The organism is Desulfomicrobium baculatum DSM 4028, from assembly GCF_000023225.1.
In the GTDB taxonomy this organism is placed as follows: Bacteria; Desulfobacterota; Desulfovibrionia; order Desulfovibrionales; family Desulfomicrobiaceae; genus Desulfomicrobium; species Desulfomicrobium baculatum.
Window position 1 is genome coordinate 3,407,165 of the sequence record NC_013173.1, and the last position, 19,004, is coordinate 3,426,168.

General features: G+C 62.0%; 15 protein-coding genes. 6 read left to right on the top strand and 9 right to left on the bottom strand.

Translation table 11 applies throughout. The features are described 5' to 3' along the window. The first annotated feature begins 22 nt into the window (after positions 1–22). The gene (locus DBAC_RS15080; protein WP_015775177.1) at positions 23–3,004 is read left to right on the top strand and encodes an AIR synthase-related protein; all 2,982 of its coding nucleotides are present in this window, start codon (positions 23–25) and stop codon (positions 3,002–3,004) included. A gap of 166 nt (positions 3,005–3,170) precedes the next feature. Here the strand turns inward: DBAC_RS15080 and pyk are convergent, their stop codons facing one another. The 6 genes from pyk to DBAC_RS15110 all read right to left on the bottom strand — a co-directional run bounded on the left by pyk (position 3,171) and on the right by DBAC_RS15110 (position 10,343). After that, positions 3,171–4,592 carry a pyruvate kinase gene (gene pyk, locus DBAC_RS15085; RefSeq protein ID WP_043812895.1) on the bottom strand — a complete coding sequence of 474 codons (1,422 nt, stop codon included), beginning with the start codon at positions 4,590–4,592 and terminating at the stop codon, positions 3,171–3,173. A gap of 31 nt (positions 4,593–4,623) precedes the next feature. After that, positions 4,624–6,456 (bottom strand): UbiD family decarboxylase, encoded by a 1,833-nt coding sequence (locus tag DBAC_RS15090; protein ID WP_015775179.1) that lies wholly within the window; start codon positions 6,454–6,456, stop codon positions 4,624–4,626. Between the two features lie 100 nt (positions 6,457–6,556). Then, a complete protein-coding gene (locus tag DBAC_RS15095) occupies positions 6,557–6,952 on the bottom strand; it encodes an FxsA family protein (RefSeq protein ID WP_015775180.1) in 396 nt (131 codons plus the stop codon). Continuing rightward, on the bottom strand, positions 6,952–8,187 hold the full coding sequence (gene serB / locus DBAC_RS15100; protein ID WP_015775181.1) for a phosphoserine phosphatase SerB: 1,236 nt from the start codon (positions 8,185–8,187) through the stop codon (positions 6,952–6,954). The genes DBAC_RS15095 and serB overlap by 1 nt, the downstream gene beginning before the upstream one ends. A 4-nt stretch (positions 8,188–8,191) precedes the next feature. Beyond that, on the bottom strand, positions 8,192–9,037 hold the full coding sequence (locus tag DBAC_RS15105; RefSeq protein ID WP_015775182.1) for a DNA polymerase III delta subunit-related protein: 846 nt from the start codon (positions 9,035–9,037) through the stop codon (positions 8,192–8,194). A gap of 31 nt (positions 9,038–9,068) precedes the next feature. Beyond that, the gene (locus DBAC_RS15110; protein WP_015775183.1) at positions 9,069–10,343 is read right to left on the bottom strand and encodes an adenylosuccinate synthase; all 1,275 of its coding nucleotides are present in this window, start codon (positions 10,341–10,343) and stop codon (positions 9,069–9,071) included. 271 nt (positions 10,344–10,614) lie between these two features. Here DBAC_RS15110 and DBAC_RS15115 point away from each other — a divergent pair, with 271 nt between their 5' ends. The 3 genes from DBAC_RS15115 (at position 10,615) to plsY (ending at position 14,665) form a co-directional block, all read left to right on the top strand. Beyond that, complete coding sequence (locus DBAC_RS15115; protein ID WP_015775184.1) at positions 10,615–11,889, top strand: phosphoribosylaminoimidazolecarboxamide formyltransferase; 1,275 nt, start codon at positions 10,615–10,617, stop codon at positions 11,887–11,889. 69 nt (positions 11,890–11,958) lie between these two features. After that, positions 11,959–14,001: a ribonuclease catalytic domain-containing protein gene (locus tag DBAC_RS15120; RefSeq protein WP_015775185.1), complete on the top strand. Its 2,043-nt coding sequence runs from the start codon at positions 11,959–11,961 to the stop codon at positions 13,999–14,001. Positions 14,002–14,080: 79 nt separating this feature from the next. Beyond that, positions 14,081–14,665 (top strand): glycerol-3-phosphate 1-O-acyltransferase PlsY, encoded by a 585-nt coding sequence (gene plsY, locus DBAC_RS15125; RefSeq protein WP_015775186.1) that lies wholly within the window; start codon positions 14,081–14,083, stop codon positions 14,663–14,665. 274 nt (positions 14,666–14,939) lie between these two features. Here the strand turns inward: plsY and hflX are convergent, their stop codons facing one another. The 3 genes from hflX to DBAC_RS15140 all read right to left on the bottom strand — a co-directional run bounded on the left by hflX (position 14,940) and on the right by DBAC_RS15140 (position 17,886). After that, a complete protein-coding gene (gene hflX / locus DBAC_RS15130; RefSeq protein WP_015775187.1) occupies positions 14,940–16,562 on the bottom strand; it encodes a GTPase HflX in 1,623 nt (540 codons plus the stop codon). A 43-nt stretch (positions 16,563–16,605) separates the two neighbouring features. Further along, the gene (locus DBAC_RS15135) at positions 16,606–17,199 is read right to left on the bottom strand and encodes an IMP cyclohydrolase (RefSeq protein ID WP_015775188.1); all 594 of its coding nucleotides are present in this window, start codon (positions 17,197–17,199) and stop codon (positions 16,606–16,608) included. Positions 17,200–17,328: 129 nt separating this feature from the next. Continuing rightward, positions 17,329–17,886 carry a tetratricopeptide repeat protein gene (locus DBAC_RS15140; protein ID WP_015775189.1) on the bottom strand — a complete coding sequence of 186 codons (558 nt, stop codon included), beginning with the start codon at positions 17,884–17,886 and terminating at the stop codon, positions 17,329–17,331. 252 nt (positions 17,887–18,138) lie between these two features. Here DBAC_RS15140 and flgB point away from each other — a divergent pair, with 252 nt between their 5' ends. Together flgB and flgC are read left to right on the top strand one after the other, a co-directional pair. Further along, positions 18,139–18,549 (top strand): flagellar basal body rod protein FlgB, encoded by a 411-nt coding sequence (gene flgB / locus DBAC_RS15145; protein ID WP_015775190.1) that lies wholly within the window; start codon positions 18,139–18,141, stop codon positions 18,547–18,549. Continuing rightward, positions 18,549–18,986, top strand: coding sequence for a flagellar basal body rod protein FlgC (gene flgC / locus DBAC_RS15150; RefSeq protein WP_015775191.1), 438 nt, complete (start codon positions 18,549–18,551; stop codon positions 18,984–18,986). Before flgB ends, flgC begins: the two co-directional genes overlap by 1 nt. The last annotated feature ends 18 nt before the right edge of the window (positions 18,987–19,004 follow it).

The following is a 19,004-nucleotide window of genomic DNA, read 5'->3' on the forward strand; positions in this document are numbered from 1 at the left end:
AGCGTCACCGTAGGAGAACAACATGCCGATCCGAGTCGAAGTGGCTCTGCGCAAGGCAGTTACCGATACCCAGGGCAACAAGACCGCCCACAAGATCAAGAACGAGCTCGGCCTGACCGTGGGTCAGGTCCGGATCATCCGGATCTACACCGTCGACGGATTGAGCGAAGCACAGGTCGATCAGGCCATCGAAGCCGGCGCCCTGCATGACCCGGTCCTGCACACGGCCCACACGGCTCCGGCGGCCACGGATTTCGACTGGATCATCGAAGTCGGCTTTCGCCCCGGCGTGACGGATAACGAGGGCCGCACCGCCCGCGAAACCCTGCGCACCGTGCTTGGAAACCGCGACGCAGGCATCGCGGTCTACACCTCCACCCAGTATCTGATCACCGGCAACCTGAACCGGTCCCAAGTGGAACACATCGCGAGGGATCTCCTGGCCAACGAGCTGATCCAGCGCTTCCAGATCGCAGACAGGGCCGCCTGGACAGCCAGCCCGGGTTTTCCGGCCCGCACGGCGGCGGTCACCGGCGAAGCCTCCAGCACCGTCGATATCGTTGATTTGAGCGCCATGGATGATGACGCCCTCCTGCGGCTGAGCCGCGAAAACATCCTGGCTCTGAACCTGGAAGAGATGCGCTGCATCAAGGACTACTACACCAGCCCCGAGGTCATCGCCCACCGCAAGGCCAAAAATCTTCCCGCCGCACCCACGGACGCGGAACTCGAATGCCTGGCACAGACCTGGTCCGAGCACTGCAAACATAAAATCTTCAGTTCCCGCATCAGCTACGAAAACCGTGAAAACGGCACCACGGCGGAAATCAACAGCCTCTACAAGACCTATATCCAGGGCAGCACCAAACAGCTGCGCCAGCGCATGGGCAAGGACGATTTTTGCCTGTCCGTATTCAAGGACAACGCTGGCGTGATCCGTTTCAGCGAAGACATAAACGTCTGCATCAAGGTCGAAACCCACAACAGCCCCTCGGCCCTGGACCCCTACGGCGGAGCCCTGACCGGCATCGTCGGCGTGAACCGCGACCCCATGGGCACAGGCATGGGCGCGAACCTACTGTGCAACACCAACGTCTTCTGCTTTGCCTCGCCCTTTCATGACGACGAACTGCCGCCGCGCCTGCTGCATCCGCGCCGCGTTTTCGAGGGCGTGCGCGAAGGCGTGGAACACGGCGGCAACAAGTCCGGCATCCCCACGGTCAACGGTGCCATTGTCTTCCACGAGCGTTTCCTGGGCAAGCCGCTGGTCTTCTGCGGCACCGTCGGCACCATGCCCGCCACCGTGGCCGGACATCCCAGCTATGAAAAGAAGGCCCTGCCCGGCGACCGCATCATCATGACCGGCGGGCGCATCGGCAAGGACGGCATCCACGGCGCGACCTTTTCTTCCGAAGAGCTGCACGAAGGCTCTCCGGCCACGGCCGTGCAGATCGGCGATCCCATCACCCAGCGCCGCATGTACGATTTCCTGATGCGCGCCCGCGATCTTGGCCTCTACAACGCCATCACCGACAACGGAGCGGGAGGCCTGAGCTCCTCAGTGGGCGAAATGGCCCAGGACTGCGGCGGCTGCGATATGGACCTGGCCAAGGCCCCCCTCAAGTATGACGGCCTGCGACCCTGGGAGATCCTGGTTTCCGAGGCCCAGGAGCGCATGACCCTGGCCGTGCCCCCGTCCACATTGCAGGCCTTCATGGATCTGGCGGAGGAAATGAACGTCGAGGCCTCGGATCTGGGCTGCTTCACGGACACAGGCTATCTGCATGTGCGCTACAACGACACGATCGTGACCGATCTAGACATGCGCTTCCTGCATGACGGCTGCCCGCAAATGAAACTCCGCGCCACCTGGAATCAGCCGCAGGTCTGCTGCGGCTGTGAAACCCCGCACCCCAAAGTGACGGATCATCAGGAATTTTTGCAGTCCATGCTCGGCCGCCTGAACATCTGCTCACGCGAGTACGTCATCCGCCAGTACGACCATGAGGTTCAGGGCGGAAGCGTGATCAAGCCCCTCATCGGAGCCAGGAATGACGGCCCGGCCGACGCAGCCGTCATCCGCCCCCAGCTGGGCAGCGACAAGGCACTGGTCATCGCCAACGGCATCTGCCCGAAACTGAGCGACCTGGATACGTACTGGATGATGGCCGGCGCCATCGACGAAGGCGTACGCAACGCCGTGGCCACCGGCGGAGACATCCGCCACATGGCCGGCGTGGACAACTTCTGCTGGTGCGACCCGGTCCAGTCCGAGAAGACTCCGGACGGGGAATACAAGCTCGCTCAGCTGGTCCGCGCCAACCAGGCCTTGGCCCACTTCTGCCTTGCCTACGGGGTGCCCTGCATCTCCGGCAAGGATTCCATGAAGAACGACTACACGGGCGGCGGCACAAAGATCTCCATCCCGCCCACGGTCCTCTTCTCGGTCATGGGCGTGATAAGCGACTGCACCAAGACCATGACCTCCGACTTCAAGCGCCCGGACGAAACCGTCTATGTGCTGGGTCTGACCAAAAACGAACTGGGCGGCTCGGAATATGCCGACACCTTGGGAATATGCGGGGCCGTGCCGCAGGTCGACGCAGTATCCGCGCGCACCCGCTACGAGCGCATGCACGAAGCCATCACCACCGGCCTTTTGAGCGCGGCCCACGACGTCTCCGACGGCGGCCTGGCCGTGGCCGTGGCCGAAATGGCCCTGGCCGGACGCATCGGCGCGGACATCGACACGGACTTGGTCCCGGCCCTTGATTGCCCGCTTCCCGAACAGCGCCTCTACAGCGAATCGGCCAGCCGCTTCGTGGTCACCGTGGCCAAGGACAAACGCGCTGCCTTCGAAGCCCTCTTCGCCGGCGACTTCATGGCCGCCATCGGCACGACCACGGCCGACGAAAAACTGACCCTACGCGCCGGAAGCACCACCCTGGTCAGCTCCCCGGTCGAGGAACTGGCCGTGGCCTGGAAAAAGACGCTGGATTTCTAGGGGAAATGCCTCTGGCGGGCAGGGGGCGCGCCCCCTGCACCCCTTTTAACAGACTTCAATAAAAAACGGGCGGCCCATCGGGTCGCCCGTTTTTTATTGCATCCACACTATGCCCCCAAACCCCTGTACGGGGTGCAGGGGACGCGTCCCCTGCCCGCCGGAGGCATTATTTATAATACACTTTGATCTCGTTGGTCATGACGGTGCCCATGCCAGGGGTGGCCTGGCCGCTGGCGATGATGACGTTTTCGCCGGGGCGAAAGCCCGCGTACTCCTGCACGAATTTTTCCGCCCGCTTCTGATGACTGCGCGGCTCCAGCGGACTCTCCACGGGGGTGATGGCCCAGAAGAAGTTCATCCAGCGCATGATGCGCGCGTCCGTGGTCATGGCGTAGATGGGCTGGGCCGGACGGCGGGAGCTTATGTATCTGGCCGTGGCCCCGGTGGTCGAATGGCAGACGATGGCCGCGCTGTCGGCGTTGTCGGCCATGAGACAGGCGGAATAGGCAATGAATTTGGGGGGATTCTTCTCGGCCTTGGGCACGTAGGGGCCGCCCAGGCGCTCCAGGTAGTACGGTTCGGAATACTGCGCGATCTCGTTGATGAAGCGTACCGCTTCCACCGGATAGCTGCCGATGGCCGTCTCTTCGGAGAGCATGACGCAGTCCGCGCCGTCGATCATGGCGTTGGAGACGTCCGTTGATTCAGCCCGCGTGGGAATGGGATTCTTGACCATGGACAAAAGCATCTGGGTCGCGACAATGGCCGGTTTCTGGGCGTGGCGGCAGGCGCGCAGGATCTTTTTCTGGATGATGGGCAGTTCTGCCGGGCTGCATTCCAGGCCCAGGTCACCGCGCGCGACCATGATGGCATCGGCCACTTCCAGAATGGACTCGAGCTTTTCCACGGCGTTCTTGCGCTCGACCTTGGCCACGACCGGAATCCAGGTCCCATGCCGCGCAATCTCGGCCTTGATGTCTTCGATGTCTTCCTTGCTCTGCACAAAGGACAGGGCCACCGCGTCAATGCCGATATCAAGACCCTGGTGCAGGTCGCGACGATCCTTGTCGGTCATGGCCGCGAGTTTAAGCGTCTTGCCGGGAAAGGCGATACCCTTGTTGGAAGTCAGGATGCCGCCGTTCAAGGCCTCCATCAGCACCAGCCGGTCCCGTTCGATGACCTTTACGACCTTGAACTGCAGCATGCCGTCGGACAGGGACACAGGCATGTCCGCCTCCAGGCCTTCCAGCAGCTCCAGCGCATCGAGGCTTATGAAGATATCGCTTTCAGTCGTTCCCGACATGGCCGGGGAGCCCAGGCACACATAGGCCCCCTTACGGATCTGCAGGGGCGAACCCTTGACCTCACCGATGCGGATCTTGGGTCCGCACAGATCGCCCATGACCGTAAGAGGAATGCCGGTGTCCTTCTCCACCTGCCGGATCTTCTGAATGACCGGCCCGAAATACTCCGCGTCGGCGTGGGAAAAATTGAGACGGAAAACCCGCACTCCGAGCTGAACCATTTCCTTCATGACATTCTGATCCATGGAAGCCGGGCCCAAGGTAGCCACTATCTTTGTACGCATGTGCATGTCCCCGTTCGTATTGGTTGGCTGATTAAATGATTCCATACAGGGGTCTTCCCGGCAGGGCAAGCTCGTCCACCTTTTTTTCGATTTCCGCCACACTGGACAGCGCCGGAGCGTGATAGGTCTTGAGCCGGGCATCGACGACCATGCTCGTGCACCCCCAGTGCTTGCAATGCGTGAATCCGTTCAGCCCGTAGGTGTCCGTGGCCGGGTCCGAGCGGGTGAAGGTCACCCACAGGAAATTATCCCAGGACTCCGCCGTGAAATCGGCGTCGTCCGCGACGACAATCAGCGGGAAACCTTGCAGGTCCGCCCTCGCCAGGATCTGACACAGATTTTCCATGGCGGGATCAAAGGTGTCGCGTGGTTGCGCATGGGGCGGACCGGACAAAACCAGCATGCCGGGGGCAAAAAAACGCGGATTCGAAAAACCGTCCGGCAGGGTCAGGCCCTGCAGGGTCGTGGCCAGGGTGCGCTTGGGGTTCCCGGCCGCCGTCCACAGCACCTTGGAGCCCTGGTTGAGGCTGATGCCCGAATAATCAAGCGTGTCCATGGTCGTGCGGGTGATGAAGTGCAGGTCTCGCGACAGGTCCAGGCGCTCAAGCACGTGCCGGAAAAATCTGGGTACGTCGTGACAGGACAGGCCCGGATCGTCTTCGCGGGCGGCGAGGATAACGTACTTGGAAAGGGATGTCTGAGTCGTGCCCAGAAGCGAAAGGCCGTTGGTGATCAGTTCCTGCGGCTGGCGTTCGCCCGCGTACGGCACGTAGCGTTCGCTGCCCACGGCCAGAAGAAGCGGGTGCACCCCGGCCGCATCCACGGCGTGAACCTCGTGCACGCCGCCGAAAACCTGCGGCACAAGCTCGGCAGTGAGCTCGTGGATGAAGGCCCCGAACATGGTGTCCTCCTGCGGAGGCCTGCCCACCGTGGTGAAGGGCCAGATGGCGCCTGCGCGGTGCAGTACCTCGGTGACCCGCATGACCGGGAAATCATGCGCCAGGCTGTAATAGCCGAGATGGTCCCCGAAGGGACCTTCGGGCTTCTGCACGGCGGGGTCGATGTAGCCCCGGATGCAGAAATCCGCCTCGGCCGGCATCGGCAGCTCCCCGGGCCGCTTGACCATGGGCACGCGATGCCCGCCCAGCGCGCCGGCAAAGAGCATCTCGGCGATGCCTTCGGGCAGGGGCATGATGGCGGCCAGCGTCATGGCCGGAGGTCCGCCCACGAAAACGTTCACAGGCAGCTGCGTTTTGCGCGCGATGGCCTCGGCATGATGGTAGCCGATGCCGCGGTGGATCTGATAGTGCAGCCCCACTTCCCGGTCCCTTTCAAACTCGTTGCCCGAGAGCTGGATGCGATACATGCCCAGATTCGAACCCATGTACCCAGGCTTGGACGGGCTCTCGGAATAAACCAGCGGCAGGGTCACATAGGCGCCGCCGTCCATGGGCCAGGAAATGAGCTGCGGGAGCTCTGAAATGCTGGTGGTGTGGTCCAGGATCGGGCCGCCGCTCACGGTCTTGGGCAGGGTGTGCCAGGCACCCAGCGCCAGACCGGGCCAGAGCGCGGGCTTTTTCAGAACAAGAGCCGGGTCGGCCTTGGCCGAAAGCATGGCCTCCACGCGGTGCAGGGTGGAGCGAAAAATGAACTTGGTGCGCGCCAATGTCCCGAAAATATTGGCGGCCATGGGAAACTTCGTGTCCTTGACGTTGGTGAAGAGCAGCGCCGGGCCCCCGGCCTGGAAAACCCTGCGCTGGATGGCGCCGGCCTCTATGCAGGGGTCGATGAGTTCGTCAATGCGCACCAGCTGTCTGGTCCGCTCCAGATCGTCGAGACAGGACTTGAGATTGCGGTAGATCATGGGTGGCTCCGGGGGATGGGGCTTGAGGACGGTATGGACGGACACGGACCTTGGCCCCTGCATGGGGTGCAGGGGGCGAGCTCCCTGCCCGCCGGAGGCGTTATCTGTGAAAAGTGATGTGCACGTTCGGGTTTTGCCGCCATTCGTCGAATTTCTTGCGCAGCCATTGCTTGAAGAGGTTGCGCGTTGCCGGCAGCAGGATGAGCAGGCCTGCGATGTCCGTCAGAAAGCCCGGCGTCAGCAGCACCACGCCGGCCAGAAAGATGAGCACGCCGTCGAGGAGTTCTTCGGCGGGCATGAAGCCCTGGTCCAGATTCTCGCGGATGCGCAGCATGGTCGACATGCCCTGCATGCGCGCGAGGTGGGCTCCGGCCAGGGCCGTCAGGATGACCAGGGCGACGGTCGGAAGCGCCCCGATGACGCCGCCGACGGTGACCAGCAGATAAATCTCCGCCACCGGCACCAGCACAAAAAGCAAAAACAGCTTTCCAAACATTATTCCTCCGGTCCGGCCAGTTGATCCACGGTTTCGCGGTCCCGCAGGCCCAGAAAATAGAGCACGCCGTCAAGCCCCACGTTGGAGATGGCCTGTCCCGCGCCCTGACGGACCACAGGCTTGGCGTGAAAGGCGATGCCGAGGCCCGCCACGTCGAGCATGGGCAGATCGTTGGCCCCGTCGCCCACGGCGATGACCTGCGACAGGGAAATGTGCTCTTCGGCGGCGATGGCTTTCAGCAGCCTGGCCTTGCCCGCGCCGTCGACGATCTCGCCCACCAGACCGCCGGTCAAGACCCCGTCCTTTATCTCAAGCTCATTGGCATGCACGTAGTCGATGCCAAGATGCTCCTGCAGGCGGCGCCCGAAATAATTGAACCCCCCGGACAGGATGGCGATGGTGTACCCCAGGCTCTTCAAGGTGCGGATCAGTCTCTCCGCGCCCTCGGTCATGGGCAGGGTCGCCGCGACATCCTGCAGCACTGTTTCGGGCAGACCCTTGAGCAGGCTGACGCGCTTGCGCAGGCTCTGGGAGAAATCCAGCTCCCCGCGCATGGCCGCCTCGGTGATGGCCGCGACCTCCTCTCCCACCCCGGCCCGTTTGGCCAACTCGTCGATGACCTCGGCCTGGATCAGGGTCGAGTCCATATCGAAACAGACCAGCCGGCGAATACGTCGAAAGGCGTTGTCTTCCTGGAAGCCGATGTCGATGCCCTGTTCCCGGGACAGGTCCAGAAAAGCGGCGCGCATGCCGGAAATGTCCTCCGGGGTGCCGCGCACGGAAAACTCCAGGCATGACCGGGGCATGGCCGGCGGATTGGCCAGGGACCTGCGGCCCGAGAGACGGGTGATGCAGTCGATGCTCAGGCCGTGGGACGTGATCACCGCGGCCATGGCCGCCAGATTTTCCGCCGTTATCGTCCGCCCGAGCACGGTCACGATGTGCCGCTTGCGGCCCTGCACGCCGACCCAGCGTTCGTAATCGTCCTCGGTCACGGGTGAAAACTTGAGGTGCAGGCCCTGGTTGTGGGCCCAGAAAAGAAGGTCTTTCAAGATGGGCGAGGATTCATTCTCCTGCGGCACCTCGATGAGGACGCCAAGGGAGAGGTCGTCGTGAATGACGGACTGGCTGATATCGAGGATGGTCACCCCGGACTGGGCCAGTTGCCCCATGATTCCGGCCAGCAGGCCGTCCCGGTCCATGCCGGCGATTTGGATGAGAATAATTTCGCGCATCTTCTTATTTGTGCAGGAGGTTCCACATGCGGATGGCGACCCACTCCAGCACCACGGCTGGGTTGGCCCCCACGTCCAGACTTTCAAGCGCATTCTCGATGACGACGCCGACCTGACGCACCGCGACCACATCGAGCCTGGCGGCCAGCAGGCGGGCCAGATCGGTCAGGGGGTTGCCGTACCCTGCCTGGACCAGGCTGCGCTGCACCTCGCGCAAAATGGAGTCAGCCATCCGCGCGTCCACATTGCCCTTGCGGCCCGTCCATTCGAGCCACGCGCCCTTGCCGCTCTGGATGAACTCGCACAGGGCGCGCAGGCTGTCCCGCAGGCCAGGGTCTTCGAGATCTCCCTTGGGCCAACCCAAGGTAAGCACGAAACTGCGGGAAACCAGGGTCGGCAACAAAATTTCACGGCTCGGAGCCAAAAGGACAAAGACGTTGCCTGGGCTTGGCTCTTCCAAGGACTTGAGCAAGGCATTGGCCGCGCCGTCGCCCAGCGCCTGCGCTTCGGCCAGGATGACCACGCGCGGCCCCCGGCCCGCAGGCGGATCGCCGAGCACGGCGCGCACTTCCCGCACCGTGTCCACGCTGATCGACCCCTCGGCCCCGTTCAGGAGAAAAAGATCGCGGCAGGCGTCGCCCTCGATCTGCAGACAGATGCGGCATTTTCCGCACGGAGGAGCCGCCTCGCGGCACATCAGCCGCGCGGCCCAGAAAAGACCAAGCGCCAAGCGTTCGGCGGCGTTCCCGCCTTCCAGAAGCAGTGAACTCGGCGGAGCCAGGGCGAGGCGTTCCAGAAACCCCGCGATGCGGGGCTGAGTGGAGAGGATGTGCTGCCAGGATGTGGACATGATAAAAAAATGGGAGGCGGACCTCCCACTATCAACGCAGAATGGTCTGGTCCCGATCCGGGCCCACGGAGACGATGGAGACCGGAATGGCCAGAATTTCCTCGATGCGAGCGATATAATCGCGCGTTGCCTGCGGCAGCTCGCCATAGGTCCGGCACCCGGTGATGTCTTCGGTCCAGCCGGGCATGCTCTCGTAGACCGGCTCGACATGGGCCATGCCGTTCTCTTCCTGCGGGGGATAGGCGACTTCCTCGCCCCGGTAGCGGTAGGCCGTGCAGAGCTTCAGTTCATCCAGGCCGCCCAGCACATCGAGCTTGGTCAGGGCGATCTCCGTAGGGCCGTTCAGCCGCTGGGATTCGCGCAGGACGACCATGTCCAGCCAGCCGCAGCGACGTTTGCGGCCCGTGGTCGCGCCAAACTCCGCGCCCTTCTCCTGCATGTACGCGCCAGGGCCGTCGGCCAGCTCCGTCGGAAACGGGCCGGCGCCGACACGCGTGGTGTAGGCTTTGACGATGGCCACGATGCGATCGAACATGCGCGGCGAACATCCGGACCCGGCCGAGGCGTTGCCGGCCACGGTGTTGGATGAGGTCACGAAGGGATAGGTGCCGTGGTCGATATCGAGGTGGGTGCCCTGAGCGCCCTCGAAAAGCACGCCCTGTCCGGCGGCTTCCTGGATGGCCGAGGACACGTCGCCCAGATAGAGTGCCAGGCGCCGGGCCACAGGCAGCAGATCGTCAAAAATCTTCTGCGCCGACATGGGCTCCTGACCGTACAGACCGGTCAGCAAGGCGTTTTTTTCCACCAGTGCCTTTTCAATCTTGTGCCTGAGCAAGGTCTCGTCCGCCAGGTCCGCCGCGCGGATGCCTATGCGTGCGACCTTGTCCTCGTAGCAGGGACCAATGCCCCGGCCCGTGGTGCCGATCTTGTCCGACCCGCTCTTGAAATTTTCCCGCGCGCTGTCGATGGCGCAATGGTAAGGCATGATGAGCTGGGTCTTCTTGCTGATCAAGAGCCGCTCAGGGCTGACGTCGATGCCGGACGCGGCCAGCTTGTCCATCTCCTGGCAGAACACGAAGGGGTCCAGCACCACGCCGTTGCCGATCATGCACTTCTTGCCCTGGTGCAGGATGCCGGACGGAATGAGATGCAAGATGGTCTGCTTGCCATTCACCACCAGCGTGTGTCCCGCATTGTTTCCGCCCTGAAAGCGCACGATGGCGGCCACATCCGTGGTCAACAAATCGACTATCTTGCCCTTTCCTTCGTCGCCCCACTGGGCGCCCATGACTACGATATTCGCCATGAATCCGATCTCCTCGTCGTTGGTATATTCGCCGTCAGCGCAATGGCAAATGGCTCCCTTCTTTATGAGAAGGCTGGGGCGAAGTCAATTTACGCAATCGATTGATCCTCGGACTCGTGAGCTTCATGATTCGCCCACCATGTCCGCTTGGCCCCGAGCCCCGCCCCGGCTCAGGATTTGCCGTCCATCCGGGCCTGTGCTAGGGGCACATGGATTCACGCGGGACGGGCCCGCGCCTGACAACGCCAAATCCTCTTTTCGGAGACTATATATGAGTGATCTCAAGAAGATGTATCATACACTGAACCGGGACTCCTTTCCGGCCGACCTGACCTTGACCGTGGGCGGGCAGACCATCCGCTACGCCAAGAAAACCTGGAACATCGGCGGCGAACAAAAAGGATTGCGCTACGGCGAAAACCCGGACCAGCCCGCCGCCCTCTACGAGGTGGTCGAGAGTTCCTTCACCATGGACGGAGTCGCTTTCCAGCAGGGGCAGCACAAGCTCGTTTCAGCCCTGACCGAGGAAAACCTGATCCAGTCCGGCAAACATCCGGGCAAGATCAACCTGACCGACGTGGACAACGGCATCAACATGCTCCAGTACCTGACAGCCAAGCCCGCCGCCATCATCCTGAAGCACAACAACCCCTGCGGTGCGGCCTGGTCCGATGACGGCCTGTTCACGGCCCTTTCCCGCGCCTTCGCCTCCGACCGCATCGCGGCCTTCGGCGGGACCATCATCGTCAACCGCACCCTCGACAAGGACTGTGCCGACTTCATAAGCGCAAGCTACTTCGAGGTCATCGCCGCCCCGGATTTCACCGCCGAGGCCCTGACCGTCCTGACTGCCAAGAAGAACCTGCGCATCATCCGCATCCCGGCGCTCGGCGAGCTGGAAAAAATCGTGGGCACTCCTTTTCTGGACATCAAATCCCTGGTCGACGGAGGGCTCATCATCCAGGCCTCCTTCAGGAACAGAATCCTGACCGAAGACGACTTCCTGCCCGCCGAGACGACCAAGGACGGCACCACCTATCTGGCCCGCAAACCCAGCCACCGCGAAGCCGAGGATCTGCTCTTCGCCTGGGCCGTGGAAGCCGGAGTGACCTCCAATTCCATCATCTTCGCCCGCGACGGGGCCACGGTGTCCATCGGCACGGGTGAACAGGACCGTGTCGGCTGCGTCGAACTGACCATCCAGAAGGCCTACACCAAGTACGCCGACAAGCTGGCCTTCGAACGCCACGGCCTCTCCCTGTACGAACTGAAGCAAAAGGCCCTGACGGATCAGGGACTGGCAACGTCCCTGGCCGAAATCCTGGCCCAAACCGAACAGGACAAGGGCGGTCTGCCCGGCACGGTCCTGGTTTCGGACGGATTCTTCCCCTTCCGCGACGGCGTGGATCTGGCCATTGCCCAGGGCGTGACCGCCATCGCCCAGCCCGGCGGCTCCATCCGCGACTGGGAAATCATCCAGGCCGTGAACAGCGCTACCCCGCAGGTGGCCATGGTCTTCACCGGCCAGCGCTCTTTCAAACACTAGAACACGGCCTCCGGGCCGTTCATCCGAGCAGGCCCGGCCGGCTCACGCGCACTGCGCATAAGGCCTTTTATGTCCACCTCTCTCTCCCTGCAGCCCGGGTGCATCATGGAATTCCTGCAGGACAACCAGCCCGTCACGGCCTGGGTCCTGGACGTCCAGGGCCCGCGCCTGCGGGTTTTCACCTCCGGACAGCGCGAGCTCAAGCTCCCCCTGTCCAGAGCCCTGCCCTGGCTTGGCCCCCAATGTCCGGCGGGCAGCAGCCGCCAGGAAATGCTCGACCTGCTGCGCACGCACAACGGCCGCCGGGAACGCCTGGCCGAATCCGTTGACGCGCTGGAGATCTGGGACCTGGCCCAAGGCGAAGTGGACGAAGCAGGCATTGACTGGTTCGCGAGCCTGGTCTTCGAAGACGCGAGTCCCGATCAGCTCGCGGCCCTGGGGCGCAAGCTCCTGCAGACCAAGACCCATTTCAAATTCTCCCCGCCCCAGTTCGAGATATATCCGCTGGAGACCGTGGAACGCCGCCAGGAAGAGATGCGCAAGGCTCAGGAGCGCGAGCGTCTGGTCGGCTTCGGCCAGGACTTCCTGCGCGGGCTGTGGGATATCTTCTGCAAGCGCAAGAGCGCCCTGCCCCAGCCCGACCAAGAGCAGTCGGAGCGCATCCGCGAACTGCTCATGACCCGCTTGTGCAGCCCCGACGACCGGGATTCGGACGCCCTGTGGAAGACCATGAGTCAAGGCCTGCCGGAAGACCCGCACCTGCCTCTGTTCCTGGCCCAGGCCTGGGGCATCGTGCCGCCGCATTTCAACTTCCACCTCTGCCGCGCCCAATATTACTGGGAGCCGGACTGGGCCGCGGCCCACGCCGAAGCCGTAACTGACTTGCAGGAGCGGGTTCTGGCTACGCGCACCGAGCCCTCCGTCAGCATCGTGACCATTGATTCCGCCAGCACCCAGGACATCGACGACGGCTTCGCGCTGACGCGTGACGAAAACGGGTTCACGCTGCATCTGGCCCTGGCCTGCCCCTGTCTGGGCTGGGAATTCGGCAGTCCCCTGGACAAGGCGGTGCTGCACCGCTTCACCTCCCTCTATCTGCCCGAAGGCACCAGCCACATGCTGCCCGAGGCCCTGGGCAAGGATTTCTTCAGCCTCTGCGCCGGACAAGAGCGTCCGGCCCTGGTCATCTCCTTTGATCTGGACCCGGACGGAGCCTTGCGCTCCTTTGCTCCGCAAATCACCTGGATCCGCATAGAGGCCAATCTGACCTACACGGGCGTGGAAAACGAGATCGAGGCAGGCGCTCCCGGCATGCTGCATCACGCCCGCGACCTGGCCACCCTGCTGCGGCAGGCGCGCATTCGCGAGCACGCGGTGATCATGGACCAGCCCGACCCGCGCATGGTCCTCTGCAATGACCCGGTCAACCCGGAGGTTACGGTCGTCCAGTCCGAATCCACGCCCGAAGCGCAAAAAATCGTGTCCGAGTTCATGATCCTGGCCAACAAGGCCATGGGTTCCTGGGCTCGGGAAACAGACACGGCCCTGCTTTTCAGAACCCAGAACATCACGCTGCCCGCCGAAAGCGCCGGCGTCTGGACCGATCCCACGGACATCTACCGCATCATCAACAACATGGGCCCCTCCATCCTCGAATGCGAACCCAGGCGCCACGCCACCATCGGGGCCAAGGCCTATGCGCCGGTGACCTCGCCGCTTCGGCGCTATTCCGACTTCATCAACATGGCCCAGATCCTGGCCAAGCTGACCGGGCAGGGACGATTGCTGGACAAGGCGGCGCTTGAGAGCCTGCTCCCGCTCTTGTCCAGCCGGGCCGAACTGGTCGGACAGGTGCAGCGCATGCGGCCGCGATACTGGAAATACGAATATTTCAGACAAAATCACAAAAAGATCCGCTGGTCCGGGATCATCGTCGATCCCGGCTCACACCTGGTGACCATTTCGCTGCCTGACCTGCAGCTCTTTCTGAAGGCCCCGCGCAAGATCTTTGGCGACAAAATCCGGCTCGGCCAGCGGTTTTCCATCAGAATCGGCAAGGTCGATCCCCTGAACAACGAGATCAAGATCGTCGAGGCCTGGGAAGAGGAATGAACTTGTACGGCCGGCCATTTTCGAGTAGGGGATTTCGGCACATGCCAATCCAACTTTCCAAAGACCAAGGAGACTGCACATGGTGACAATATTCTGGCTCGCAATCAGCTATCTTCTGGGTGCCATGCCCTTCGGCCTTTTAATCTCCAGAACCTGTTGCGGCATCGATCCGCGCGAACAGGGCAGCGGCAACATCGGAGCCACCAATGTCGGCCGTCTCTGCGGCACCAAGTATGGCGCCCTGACCCTGGCCCTGGACATGCTCAAAGGCTTCCTGCCCGTGGCCCTGGCCGCGAGCTTCTCGGATTCCTCCTTTTTTCTGACGCTGGTCGCCACGGCCGCGGTCTGCGGACATATGTTCTCCATATTTCTGCACGGCAAGGGCGGCAAAGGCGTGGCCACCTGGGTGGGAGCTTTCGTGGCCATCTCCACCTCCGGCACCATAATCTGCGGACTTGGTTTCCTGGCGGCCCTGTACTTCTATAATTTCGTATCCCTGGCCTCCCTGGTCATGGTCGCGCTCATGCCCGTGGTTCTGCTTTTCCAGGGCATGTTCGGCGCCATACCTCTGGCACTGGTGCTCATGGCGCTGATTTTCTGGAAGCACTCCGCAAACATCCAGCGCCTCATGGCCGGTGAAGAGCATCCCTGGAAAATGAAGTAGCCTTACCTGTTGAATGCAACGCGAAAAGCGCGGAAACCTTGGGGGTTTTCGCGCTTTTCGCTTTTCAGGGGAGACACCTTAAGGGCGCACGACTTTCGTCATATGAAGCATGGATTCCCGCCTTAGCGGAAATGACGTGGTGACAGAGCGCAAAGCCCCAGCCATCGTACAGGCAAACCTTCAAATTGAGGCGCTGGTCATGTGTCATCCCCGCGCAGGCGGGGATCCATCACACATTATCCTTCGGACCTGCCTCACGGCACGGCCCCATGCGTCACAGCAGCGCTTTGACCCGATCCACCAACGGAGCCAGGGTCGGGCGTTCGATGGCGGAGATGAAGACCGCGTCGGGGTAGACGTAACCAAGGGTCTGGCGTGTCTCTTCGCTGATGCGGTCGATCTTGTTCAGGGCCAGGATGCGGGGAATGCCGTCAATGGACAGGTCGCGCAGGATGGACTCCACCGCCTGGACCTGGGCCTCCATTTCCGGATGGGAGGCGTCGGCCACATGCACCAGCACGTCCGCGCTCTCAAGCTCCTCCAGGGTGGCCATGAAGGCCTCGCGCAGATCAGCGGGCAGATGGCGGATAAAGCCCACCGTGTCGGTCAGGATGATTTCCCGGTCCTCGGGAAAGCGCAAGCGGCGGCTGGTGGGATCAAGGGTGGCGAAAAGCTTGTTCTCGGCCAGGACCACGCTCTTGGTCAGGGTGTTCAAAAGCGTGGACTTGCCCGCGTTGGTGTACCCGACCAGGGAGACAATGGGCAGCCCGGCCTTGTCGCGACGACTGCGCGTGGACTTGCGGTGCTTACGCACGCTGCCGAGCTCAGTCTTGATCTGGGCGATACGCTCGCGGATCTTCCGACGATCCATCTCCAGGCGCGACTCGCCCGGACCGCGACCGCCGATGCCGCCGGCCAGACGGCTTAAAGCCCTGCTCTGCCCCACCAGGCGCGGCATCATGTATTTGAGCTGGGCCATCTCGACCTGCATCTTGCCCTCGCGGGTCTGAGCGTGCTGGGCAAAAATATCGAGAATGAGCTGCGTGCGGTCCAGGACCTTGCGCTCGGTGATCTCGCTCAGGTTGCGCTGCTGCGTGGGGGTCAGCTCCTGATCGAAAACCAGGGTCGCGGCATTCTTCTGCAGGGCCAGCACTTCCAGTTCGGCAAGCTTGCCCCGGCCGAGGATGAGCTTGGGGTTGACCCTGGTCACCCGCTGCACGACCTGCCCCACAACGTCCAGTCCAGCGGTGGCGGCCAGCTCCGCCAGCTCCGCCAAAGATCGCTCCTGCGCGCTCTTGGACTCCGAAGCCACGCTGACCAGAATGGCCGCGCCCTCGCGGGCCGTGGTAGCCACGCTCTGGCCCGTCCGCGCAAGTTCGTCTTCCAGGGCCCTGACGCCCGCGCCGAAATCGAAATCCACATCGTCCCAGATCATGGCCGGGTGCACCTGATAGGGCAGCTCATCGGCGTTGGGCGGCAGGATATGGGCGATCTGGCAGGTTATGGGCGCCCCGTCGGAGGACACCGTCAGCACGCTGACCGCGTCCAGACGCAGAAAGACCATGTCCATGAGGTCTTCCTGGGTCAGCAGGGACGAATCAAGATGGGTGTGCAGCAGACGCAGGCCGGAAAGGCGGGAATCGGCTTGCCTATGACGTGAAAGCTCGGGGATCAGGATGCCATCCTGCTCGCCGACAATGACCATGACCGGCACGCCCTTGCGGTTGATGAGCACGCCGAGCTGTCGGCTGACGCCGCGGCTCAGGATGGCCAGTTCCCGGGCCTGGTCGGGAGTGCATCCGCCCTGATCGGGGAAGCGCCTGTTGTAGAGTCGGGAAATGGCCGTGATCTGACTGGGCTTGAGGCCTGTCAGATTGCCGAGAGGTTTGGATGCTATGGTGTTCTCTCCGTGGCCGGTGTGCGCCGGCCGGGCCGCTCCGTCAGGAGCGGCTCAGGTACTCGGTGATCATGCGGTCGTATTCCGAGGTCAGGGCAAAGGTCGCCACGGCCATGCGCTTGCGGAAGGCCAGGGAAAGGCAGCCGCCGTTGTCCTTCATCTCCTGCATGCATTCGGCATAGTAGGACGGACCCGGAATGACGGCCACGGAATGGAAATTCTTGGCCGAGGCGCGCAGCATGGTCGGCCCGCCGATGTCGATCTGCTCGACGGCCTGCTTGTCTTCCAGGGTCTGACGCACGGCTTCGGCAAAGTTGTAGAGATTGACGCAGACAAGGTCAAAAGGCGTCAGACGCAGATCTTTCAAGGTCTGCATGTGGGTGGAATCGTCCTTGTCCGCCAGGATTCCGGCATGCACGTGCGGGTGCAGGGTCTTGACCCGGCCGCCCAGGATCTCCGGAAAACCGGTCACATCGCTGACGGAACGCACCTTCAAACCCGCCTGGACGAGTTTCTTGCGAGTGCCCCCGGTGGAAACCAGCTCCACTCCCTGCTCTTGCAGAAAACGGGCAAAGTCATCAAGGCCTGATTTATCTGTAACGCTCAGGATGGCCCGGCGAATTGGCAACATGTTCATGGTGTCCCCCTCTCGAAAAGAATGTTCGCCGTGCACTGCCACCTTTGATCACAATATGCAATAACACAGGCAGGCCAGCCCCCGGATTACCGGGGACCGACCTGCCAGAGGGAGGGGAACGGAACCGTTCTAAAGCTGAGCCAGAAGTTCGGCCGCCGACGCGTTGGCGGGGTCCATCTCCAAAAGCCGATGCAGATGCGCCCTGGCCTCGTCTTTGCGGCCACACGACACAAGGCATCCGCTCAAGGCATAGCGGACTTCGCTTTTGCCGGGGTTTAACTCCAGATGCTGTTCCAGGGGGGTGATGGCCTCGGCCGTGCGTCCAAGCACGTGCGCGACCTGAACCAGCCCGAAAAGCGCGACGATGTTTTCAGGATTGAGGGAAAGGGCTTTCAGATACAGATCAAAAGCCTTGCCTTCCTGGCCCTGATGGGCGCTGACCAGGGCTATTCCCGCTATGGACTTGTCCGAAGAGGCGATATTCTCGGCCTTCTGATACATGGCCATGGCCTGGTCCAGGTCCCCACGCTGCACTGCGATGGTCGCAAGGCCCAGGTATGGATCAGGGTGGACGCCGTTGCTGCTTGCGGCTTTATGGTAATAGCTCTCGGCCTTGTCCAGCTCACCCATGAAAAGATAACATTCGCCAAGTTCCTTGTTGATTTCATAATCCAGATGCGAACTCATGGTTCCTCCTCCTTGTCGGCAGATCTCGTATGCGTTGACTCTCTGCCAGCGACTTAGCAACTTTGATGCCACCCTTTGCGCTAGTCAGAAAAACTTTTCCCGGAATATGGCTTTCACACGGCAACATTTTGGTATTAAACATTATATTGCATTCTGCTCAATCTGGAATGGTCATTGCAAACCAGACCTCGTCAGCATCCCGGCTCTGCTCTATCCAGAACAAGAAATGCCGGTACGACAAGGGGTTATCGAATGAAAAGCTTGTTTCCCGATCACATTGATCTGACGGCCAAGGTCATGGATTTTCAGCTCCAGCGTCAAAACATCGTCAGCGCCAACCTGGCAAACATCAATACGCCCGGCTACAAGGCGCGCACCCTGGAGTTCGAAAAAGACCTGCAGGCCGCCCTCGGACTCTCCGAATCCGGGGCTGTCGCCCGCACGCATCCAGACCACTTTCCTCTCGCCTTCGCCGCCGACCAGACCGAGGCCAGCGTCACCAAATCCTTGACGCCACGCGTGGTGCAGGGCGTGGACAACGTGGATCTCGACAAGGAAATGGCGGCCATGGCCAAGAACAATCTCCTTTACAATACACTTGCGACGGTGATGCAAAAAAGCTTCACCGGCCTGAAGCAAACCATCGCTGACGGAGGCAAATAATGGACTTCATGACCGCCATCGATGTCGGTGCGTCCGCGCTCAAGGCCGAACGCACCCATTTGAATGTCATTTCCATGAATCTGGCCAACGCCAAAACGACCAGAACCGTGGACGGCGGCCCCTATCGCCGCAAAGAAGTCGTTTTCAAGGAGACCGAAGTGCAGAGCCCCTTTTCCAAGGCCATGAACTCGGCCCTGGATCAGGACGTCAAAGGGGTGCGGGTCGAATCCGTCCAGAATGACAGACGGCCGCTGAAGCAGGTCTACGAGCCGGGGCATCCGGACGCCGACGAGGAAGGCTATGTCAGCTACCCGGACATCAACGTGGTGGAAGAGATGACCAACATGCTCTCGGCCATGCGCGCCTACGAGGCCAATGTCTCGACCATCACCACGTCCAAAAGCATGTTCTCAAAGGCCCTTGAAATCGGGCGTTAACCCGGAATGATAATCCGG

Excerpts from the sequence above, each read along its gene's own strand:
- flgC (WP_015775191.1), top strand. The coding sequence starts at position 18,549 with ATGGACTTCATGACCGCCATCGATGTCGGTGCGTCCGCGCTCAAGGCC.
- DBAC_RS15115 (WP_015775184.1), top strand. The coding sequence starts at position 10,615 with ATGAGTGATCTCAAGAAGATGTATCATACACTGAACCGGGACTCCTTT.
- DBAC_RS15135 (WP_015775188.1), bottom strand. The coding sequence starts at position 17,199 with ATGAACATGTTGCCAATTCGCCGGGCCATCCTGAGCGTTACAGATAAA.
- DBAC_RS15090 (WP_015775179.1), bottom strand. The coding sequence starts at position 6,456 with ATGATCTACCGCAATCTCAAGTCCTGTCTCGACGATCTGGAGCGGACC.
- plsY (WP_015775186.1), top strand. The coding sequence starts at position 14,081 with ATGGTGACAATATTCTGGCTCGCAATCAGCTATCTTCTGGGTGCCATG.
- DBAC_RS15105 (WP_015775182.1), bottom strand. The coding sequence starts at position 9,037 with ATGTCCACATCCTGGCAGCACATCCTCTCCACTCAGCCCCGCATCGCG.
- serB (WP_015775181.1), bottom strand. The coding sequence starts at position 8,187 with ATGCGCGAAATTATTCTCATCCAAATCGCCGGCATGGACCGGGACGGC.
- DBAC_RS15080 (WP_015775177.1), top strand. The coding sequence starts at position 23 with ATGCCGATCCGAGTCGAAGTGGCTCTGCGCAAGGCAGTTACCGATACC.
- DBAC_RS15120 (WP_015775185.1), top strand. The coding sequence starts at position 11,959 with ATGTCCACCTCTCTCTCCCTGCAGCCCGGGTGCATCATGGAATTCCTG.
- DBAC_RS15140 (WP_015775189.1), bottom strand. The coding sequence starts at position 17,886 with ATGAGTTCGCATCTGGATTATGAAATCAACAAGGAACTTGGCGAATGT.
- flgB (WP_015775190.1), top strand. The coding sequence starts at position 18,139 with ATGAAAAGCTTGTTTCCCGATCACATTGATCTGACGGCCAAGGTCATG.
- pyk (WP_043812895.1), bottom strand. The coding sequence starts at position 4,592 with ATGCGTACAAAGATAGTGGCTACCTTGGGCCCGGCTTCCATGGATCAG.
- DBAC_RS15110 (WP_015775183.1), bottom strand. The coding sequence starts at position 10,343 with ATGGCGAATATCGTAGTCATGGGCGCCCAGTGGGGCGACGAAGGAAAG.
- DBAC_RS15095 (WP_015775180.1), bottom strand. The coding sequence starts at position 6,952 with ATGTTTGGAAAGCTGTTTTTGCTTTTTGTGCTGGTGCCGGTGGCGGAG.